Annotated in this window: 7 protein-coding genes and 1 pseudogene; 2 read left to right on the forward strand and 6 right to left on the reverse strand. The window is 64.7% G+C overall.

All coding sequences use genetic code 11. The annotated features are described in order from the left end of the window. The 6 genes from MOV74_RS26380 to tpiA form a co-directional block, all read right to left on the reverse strand. On the reverse strand, positions 1-485 hold a 485-nt coding region (locus MOV74_RS26380), incomplete at its 3' end, for an MFS transporter (RefSeq protein ID WP_246929314.1). Next, positions 485-1333 (reverse strand): 3-deoxy-8-phosphooctulonate synthase, encoded by an 849-nt coding sequence (gene kdsA, locus MOV74_RS26385; RefSeq protein WP_246929316.1) that lies wholly within the window; start codon positions 1331-1333, stop codon positions 485-487. The genes MOV74_RS26380 and kdsA, both read right to left, overlap by 1 nt. Before the next feature lie 118 nt (positions 1334-1451). Continuing rightward, a complete protein-coding gene (locus MOV74_RS26390) occupies positions 1452-1778 on the reverse strand; it encodes an NIPSNAP family protein (protein ID WP_028136196.1) in 327 nt (108 codons plus the stop codon). 82 nt (positions 1779-1860) lie between these two features. Beyond that, positions 1861-3492: a CTP synthase gene (locus tag MOV74_RS26395; protein WP_246929318.1), complete on the reverse strand. Its 1632-nt coding sequence runs from the start codon at positions 3490-3492 to the stop codon at positions 1861-1863. A 166-nt stretch (positions 3493-3658) separates the two neighbouring features. Next, complete coding sequence (gene secG, locus MOV74_RS26400) at positions 3659-4045, reverse strand: preprotein translocase subunit SecG (protein ID WP_246929325.1); 387 nt, start codon at positions 4043-4045, stop codon at positions 3659-3661. Between the two features lie 140 nt (positions 4046-4185). After that, complete coding sequence (gene tpiA, locus MOV74_RS26405) at positions 4186-4941, reverse strand: triose-phosphate isomerase (RefSeq protein WP_246929327.1); 756 nt, start codon at positions 4939-4941, stop codon at positions 4186-4188. A 221-nt stretch (positions 4942-5162) separates the two neighbouring features. Here tpiA and MOV74_RS26410 point away from each other — a divergent pair, with 221 nt between their 5' ends. Together MOV74_RS26410 and MOV74_RS26415 are read left to right on the forward strand one after the other, a co-directional pair. Continuing rightward, entirely contained in the window at positions 5163-7061 is a 1899-nt protein-coding gene (locus MOV74_RS26410; protein ID WP_246929333.1) for a SurA N-terminal domain-containing protein, read from the forward strand. Positions 7062-7075: 14 nt separating this feature from the next. Further along, positions 7076-7389 (forward strand): annotated as a pseudogene (locus tag MOV74_RS26415) (anthranilate phosphoribosyltransferase); the annotation flags it as partial.

The raw sequence follows: 7389 nt of genomic DNA on the forward strand, positions 1-7389 counted from the left end.
ATCAGCCCGGAGGCCGAGGCGCCGAGCAGATTGCCGGTCATCGCGCCGGCAAGTGTGCGGCTGATCGCGACCTGGCGCTTCTCGGGCCCGACGAGATCGCTGGTCAGGCTCAGCGCCACCGGAAACACGCCGCCGGAGCCGATGCCGGCGAGGATGCGGGTCGCGAACAGAACCGAGAACGAGGACGAGAGCGCGCCCAGGATGTTGGCAAGGCCGAGCAGCGCGAGACAGCCGATCATCAGCCGCGTCTTGCCGAACAGATCGGCGGCGGCGCCAACGATGGGCTGGATGATCGAGAAGGTGAAGGCGAACACCGCGGCAAAGCCCGCGGCGGTCGCGATGCTGACGCCAAAATCCTCGGCGACGTGCGGCAGCACCGGATCGAGCGCGCGCGCCGATAACGCTGCGGCAAAGCTTGCGCCTGAGATGACGTAGAGCGCTGTCGGCAGACCGTGATCTTGCGGCCGCGCCTCGCCTTGCTGCATCAGCGCGGATTCTTGGCGAGCGCGTCGAACGCCATCAGCCTGGCGATCAGCCCCTCGAACTCGCGCAGCGGCACCATGTTGGGCCCGTCGGACGGCGCGCTGTCAGGGTCGGGATGGGTCTCGATGAAGACGCCGGCAACGCCGACCGCAACGGCCGCGCGTGCCAGCACCGGCACGAATTCGCGCTCGCCGCCCGAGGACGTCCCCTTCCCGCCCGGCTGCTGCACCGAATGGGTGGCATCGAAGATGACAGGCGCGCCGGTGGTGCGCGCCAGGATCGGCAGCGCGCGCATATCGGAGACCAGCGTGTTGTAGCCGAAAGACGCCCCGCGCTCGGTGACGAGCACGTTGGGATTATCGGCACTCGTGATCTTCGTGACGACATTCGCCATGTCCCACGGCGCCAGGAACTGGCCCTTCTTGACGTTGACGACCTTACCGGTCGCAGCGGCAGCGAGCAGGAGATCAGTCTGCCGGCACAGGAAGGCCGGGATCTGCAGGATATCAACCGCCTGCGCCACCTCGGCGCACTGCGTGGCATCGTGCACGTCGGTCAGGACCGGCAGACCGAGCGAGGAGCGGATTTCGGCGAAAATCGGCAGCGACTGCGCGAGGCCCAGCCCGCGCGCCGCCGACGCGCTGGTGCGGTTGGCCTTGTCGAAGGAGGTCTTGTAGACGAGGCCGATGTTCAGCCGCGCGGCGATCTCCTTCAGCGCTGTGGCCACCTCCAGCGCATGCTGGCGGCTTTCGAGCTGGCACGGCCCGGCAATGATCGCGATCGGCAGATCATTGCCGAATTTGACCGTGCCAATGGTGACGACCGACGCCGCTGAATGCGAAGAGCTCAAGGCCAATCCCTCGTTTCGGCGCGACCATAGCCGCCATGGGGGTCGGATCAACCCCATTCGGCCCGGGCCGTTCGAATATCAGGGTTGCGCCCAGAGTTCCCCGCTGCGGCAAGGATCGCTACTTGACCGCCGAGAAGGCAGTCGGCGTCAGGATCTGGCTGACGATGTTACCGACGATCTGGCCGTCGGCCTCGCTCTCGGCGCGCGCCTTCATCCAGTCCGGATCGGTCATGAACGCGCCCCACTTCTTCTCGCGCTCGGCGAGCGAGTCCCACGCCAGGAAATAGGTCAGCTCCTGGTTGGATTCACCGATCAAGGTCGTGAAGAACCCGGCCTGCTTGATGCCGTGCTTCTCCCAGATCTTCAGCGTGGCGGTCTCGAACCGCTTCAAGAGCGCCGGCAGCCGGCCGGGCACACAGCGATAGACGCGCATTTCGTAGATCATCGGAGTTCACTCCCTGCATTGTTGTTCTTGCGGCAAGGAGTTGTCGCAACAAACCGAGCGATCGTCAAAGGCGGAGAAAGCACTACACCAGCCGGCTCTGCACCATCGCCGCCTGAATGAACGATGCGAACAACGGATGCGGCTCAAAAGGCCGCGACTTCAGTTCGGGGTGGAACTGGACGCCGATGAACCAGGGATGATCCTCGTACTCGACGATCTCAGGCAGCACGCCGTCGGGCGACAGGCCTGAGAATTTCAGGCCGTGCTGCTCTAGGCGGTCTTTGTAGGCGGTGTTGACCTCATAGCGGTGGCGGTGGCGCTCGGAGATCTCGGTGGCGCCGCCATAGACCTGCGAGACGCGGCTGCCGCGGTTCAATGCCGCGGGATAAGCGCCAAGCCGCATCGTGCCGCCGAGATCGCCGGCCTGCGAGCGCTTCTCGAGCTCGTTGCCGCGCAGCCATTCCGTCATCAGGCCGACCAGAGGCTCCTTGGTGGGACCGAACTCGGTGGAGTTGGCGTCCTCGATGCCGACGAGATTCCGCGCCGCCTCGATCACCGCCATCTGCATGCCGAAGCAGATGCCGAAATACGGCACGTCGCGCTCACGCGCGAACTGCGCCGCACGGATCTTGCCTTCGGCGCCGCGCTGGCCGAATCCGCCCGGCACCAAAATGCCGTTGACGTGCTCGAGGAACGGCGCCGGATCTTCCTTCTCGAAGATCTCGCTCTCGATCCAGTCGAGATTGACCTTCACCTTGTTGGCGATGCCGCCATGCGAGAGCGCCTCGATCAGCGACTTATACGCATCCTTCATGCCGGTATATTTGCCGACGATCGCGATGGTGACGTCGCCCTCGGGATTGCGGATGCGCTCGTTGATCTGCTGCCAGCTCTTGAGCACCGGCGGGATTCGCGATCCGATGCCGAAGGCGGCAAGCACTTCATCGTCGAGGCCCGCCGCGTGATAGGCCTCGGGCACGGCATAGATGCTGTCGGCGTCGCGCGCCTCGATCACGGCGCTTTCACGCACGTTACAGAACAGCCCCAGCTTGCGCCGCTCTTCCTTCGGAATCTCGCGGTCGGTGCGGCAGAGCAGGATGTCCGGCTGGATGCCGATCGAGCGCAGCTCTTTCACCGAATGCTGCGTCGGCTTGGTCTTCAATTCACCGGCGCTCGGAATGTAAGGCAGCAGCGTGAGGTGAATGTAGATGGCGTGATCGCGCGGCAGCTCGTTCTTGAGCTGGCGGATCGCCTCGAAGAACGGCAGGCCCTCGATGTCGCCGACGGTGCCGCCGATCTCGACCAGCACGAAATCGTAATCGTCATTGCCGGAGAGGACGAATTCCTTGATGGCGTTGGTGACGTGCGGAACCACCTGGATGGTCGCGCCGAGATAATCGCCGCGGCGCTCCTTGGAGATGATGTCCTGGTAGATGCGCCCCGTGGTGATGTTGTCCTGCTTGGTCGCAGGCCGGCCCGTGAAGCGCTCGTAGTGACCGAGATCGAGATCGGTCTCCGCGCCGTCATCGGTCACGAACACTTCGCCGTGCTGATACGGCGACATCGTTCCGGGATCGAGGTTGAGATAGGGGTCGAGCTTGCGGAGGCGGACCTTGTAGCCCCGGGCCTGCAACAGCGCACCGAGTGCCGCTGAAGCCAGACCCTTGCCGAGCGAAGAAACCACGCCGCCGGTGATGAATATGTACCGCGCCATGGGACTTAACCTCTAATCCCTCGAATTCGATTCGCCAAAGCGATTCGTATTCCGCCCCAAAGATTCTGCGGGCCTGTGGGTGAGCCAAAACTAAGAGTGGTGACAGTGCCTTGATGGAGATTTTTGATGCAGGACGGTAGCAGCCGCCCTGCATGGCCCCCCTGCTTTATTGCGAGCGCGGCACCTGCGGGCCGCTCGGGGCCGGGGCCTGCTGCTGCTCGTCGGCCTTCTTCAGCGAATCCAGGATGCCGCCCGAGGTCGGCGGCGCGATCGGCGATCCGCCGCCCGGCTGGGTCTGCGAGGCCGGCGTGCCAATGATCGATGACGGCGCACGGCTGTAGCCCGCGTGCCATGACAGGAACATGCTGGTGAGGAAGAAGCCTGCAGCCAAAATTCCGGTGGTCCGCGTCAAAAGGTTCGCGGTGCCGCGGCTCGACATGAAGCCCGCGCCCCCGCCCATGCCGAGGCCGCCGCCTTCCGACTTCTGGAGCAGGACGGCGCCGATCATGACGGCGACGATCATGAGGTGGATGACGATGACAACAGTCTGCATAGTGCCCTTCCGTCACAAGCGGGCGGCGCCTGACGGCGGCCGATCGCGCTTCGCGGGTTTTCCTGAAGTTGCGCGGTGTTACACGATCGGAGGGGGTATTGCCACCCCCGATCAGGTCCGGATCCGTGCTTTGGGGTTAGCTAGGGGCAGCCCTTCGCGATCGCAAGGAAATCGGCCGCTTTCAGGCTGGCACCGCCGACCAGAGCGCCATTGACGTTCTTGACCGCCATCAGCTCGGCCGCATTCGAGGGCTTGACCGAACCGCCATACAGAATGCGCATTCTGGCACCGTCGGCCTTGAACCGCGAGGTCAGGAGCTCCCGGATAAATCCATGAATTTGCTCAACATCCTGGGCTGTTGGGGTCAGGCCGGTGCCAATCGCCCAGACCGGCTCATAGGCCACGATGAGATTCGCAGCGGTCGAGCCATCAGGCAGCGAGCCGGCGAGCTGCCCGCGCAGAATGTCCAGGGTCTGACCGGCGTCGCGCTGGGCTTGCGTCTCACCGACGCAGACGATCGCCGTCGCCCCGGCGCGCCAGGCGGCTTCGACCTTCTGGCGGATCAGGGCATCGCCCTCGCCGTGATCGGCACGCCGCTCGGAATGGCCGACGATGATTGCGGTTGCGCCCGCATCCACGAGCATTTCGGCGGCAATATCGCCGGTGTGCGCGCCGGAGGCCTTGGGATGGCAGTCCTGGGCTCCTACTGCGACCTTCTTGCCCGCCGCCTTCCCGGCGAAGGCCGCTACCAGGGTCACGGGCGGGCAGACCAACAGGTCAGCCTTGGCGGCCACCTCTGCCGCGCCATTGAGCATGGCGTCGAATTCGGCAATCGAGCCCTTCAGGCCGTTCATTTTCCAGTTGCCGGCGATCAGCGGTCGGATGGCATCGGTCATATTAACTTCCAGCAAGATGAGGGTTGTGCATGCGCTAGCAGAGGACCTGCCGCAGTTCCAGAGACCAAAGCTCTTTAACGGCTTCGCGAGGCCGCATGGGCCGAGGTTGCGGGGGGAAAGCCACCACTTTATGATGATTGATCAATTTGGTGAGGCGCTTTTGCTGAATCTGCATTAAGACGCGCTCCCGTTCCCCTTCCTGCTCAAACAAGTTGGACCAAATGCTTCGAGGAATGCGCAAGGCCTCATCAAACTGGCTCGGCAAGACCATTATGGCCGTGGTGATGGGCGTGTTGATCGTCAGTTTCGGCATTTGGGGCATCGCCGACATCTTCAAAGGATTCGGACAGTCCACGGTGGCCAAGATCGGCAGCACCGAGATTTCGCTGAACGAGTTCCGCCAGATCTACACGGACCGCCTGCAACAGATCAGCCGCCAGTTCGGCCGTCCGCTGACGCCCGATCAGGCGCGTGCCTTCGGCCTCGACCGCCAGGTGCTGCAGCAGACGATCGCGGAGGCCGCCCTCGACGAGGAGGCGCGCCGGCTCGGGCTCGGTCAGTCGGACGAGCAGATCCGCCAGCTCATCATGAACGATCCCAACTTCAAGGGCGTCGGCGGCAATTTCGATGCGAACCGCTTCCAGGCCGTGATCCGCAATTTCGGCTATACCGAGCAGCGTTACGTTGCCGAACAGCGCAAGGTGTCGCTGCGCCGGCAGATCACCGGCACGATCGGTGCCGGCCTCGAGCCGCCGAAGACCATGCTCGACGTGCTGACGCGCTTTCAGAACGAGCAGCGCGCCATCGAGTTCGTCAAGCTCGACGCCGCCCAGGCAGGCCAGATCGACGCGCCCTCACCCGAGACGCTCGCCGCCTATTTCGAGGATCACAAGGTCCAGTTCCGCGCGCCCGAATATCGCAAGATCGCCTTCGTCGCGGTCTCGCCGGAGGAGATCGGCAAGTGGACCGAGGTGTCGGACGAGGACGCCAAGAAAATGTTCGAGCAGCGCAAGGACCGGCTCGGCACGCCGGAGAAGCGCCAAATCCAGCAGATCGTGTTTCCGAACGTCGCCGACGCGCAGGCCGCACGCGAGCGCCTCGTCGGCGGAATGTCGTTCGAGGACCTCGGCAAGGAGCGCGGGCTAAGCGCCTCCGACGTCGACCTCGGGCTCGTGACCAAGTCTTCGCTCGCTGCCGCAGTCGGCGATGCCGCCTTCGCGCTTCCCGTCGGCGAGATCAGCCAACCGATCCAGGGCGGGCTTGGCGTCGCGATCGTCAAGGTCGACAAGATCGAGCCGGGCAAAGAGGCGGACTACGCCAGCCTTGCCGGCGACATCAAGCGCGAGATCGCCACCGAGCGCGCGCGCGTCAAGGTCGCCGATCTCCGCGACAAGATGGAAGACGAGCGTGGCGGCGGCTCCAGCGTGATCGACGCGGCGCAGAAGCTCGGCCTCACCGCCGTGACCATCGACGCCGTCGACCGCTCCGGACGCGCCCCGAACGGCCAGCCGCTCGCCAACATTCCGCAAGGCCTCGACGTGGTGTCGCAGGCCTTCAACACCGATGTCGGCGTCGACAACGACTCGATCTCGTTCAAGGGCGGCTATGTCTGGTACGACGTGCTCGCCATCACGCCCTCGCGCGACCGCAATCTCGACGAGGTCCGCGACCAGGTCGAGGCGCGCTGGCGCCAGGACCAGATCGCGGCCAAGCTCAAGGCCAAGGCGACCGAGATGGTGCAGAAGCTCGAAGCGGGCGGCAAGCTCGCTGATGAAGCGGCATCGATCGGCGCCAAGGTCGAGACCGCGACCGGCTTCAAGCGCGACGATTCTCCCGCTGGCGTGCCCGCGGCCGTGGTGTCGGCCGCCTTCCGCACCGCCAAGGACGGCGTCGGACAGACGGCTGTCAGCGGCGGCGGCGAAGTGGTCGTCTTCCGCGTCACCGACATCGTCGATCCCACAGTCGACGCCGCCTCCGACGCGTTCAAGAAGCTGAAGGAGAGCCTCGACCGCGCCCAGACCGAGGAGCAGGTCGCTTCCTATGTCAACAGGCTTGAAACCGACATCGGGACCACCATTAATCAGGCCGCCTTCGCGCAGGTGACCGGCGCGAACCAGTGAGTTGAAAGCACGCGATGGACGACCTGAAATCGATCATTGGAAAAGTGGCGACCGGCGCCAGCCTGTCGCGTGACGAGGCCGCTTCCGCCTTCGACGCCATGATGTCCGGCGAGGCCACGCCCTCGCAGATGGGTGGCCTGTTGATGGCGCTGCGGGTGCGCGGTGAGACCGTGGACGAGATCACCGGCGCGGTTACGGCGATGCGTTCCAAGATGCTGACCGTGACGGCGCCGCCTGACGCCGTCGACATCGTCGGCACCGGCGGCGACGTCTCCGGCTCGGTCAATGTCTCTACCTGCGCCTCCTTCATCGTCTCGGGCGCCGGCCT

The sequence above is a fragment of the Bradyrhizobium sp. SHOUNA76 genome (assembly GCF_023006445.1).
Lineage (GTDB): Bacteria > Pseudomonadota > Alphaproteobacteria > Rhizobiales > Xanthobacteraceae > Bradyrhizobium.

Coding starts and splice junctions, on each gene's coding strand:
- MOV74_RS26390 (WP_028136196.1), bottom strand. CDS start 1,778: ATGATCTACGAAATGCGCGTCTATCGCTGTGTGCCCGGCCGGCTGCCG.
- MOV74_RS26395 (WP_246929318.1), bottom strand. CDS start 3,492: ATGGCGCGGTACATATTCATCACCGGCGGCGTGGTTTCTTCGCTCGGC.
- secG (WP_246929325.1), bottom strand. CDS start 4,045: ATGCAGACTGTTGTCATCGTCATCCACCTCATGATCGTCGCCGTCATG.
- tpiA (WP_246929327.1), bottom strand. CDS start 4,941: ATGACCGATGCCATCCGACCGCTGATCGCCGGCAACTGGAAAATGAAC.
- MOV74_RS26410 (WP_246929333.1), top strand. CDS start 5,163: ATGCTTCGAGGAATGCGCAAGGCCTCATCAAACTGGCTCGGCAAGACC.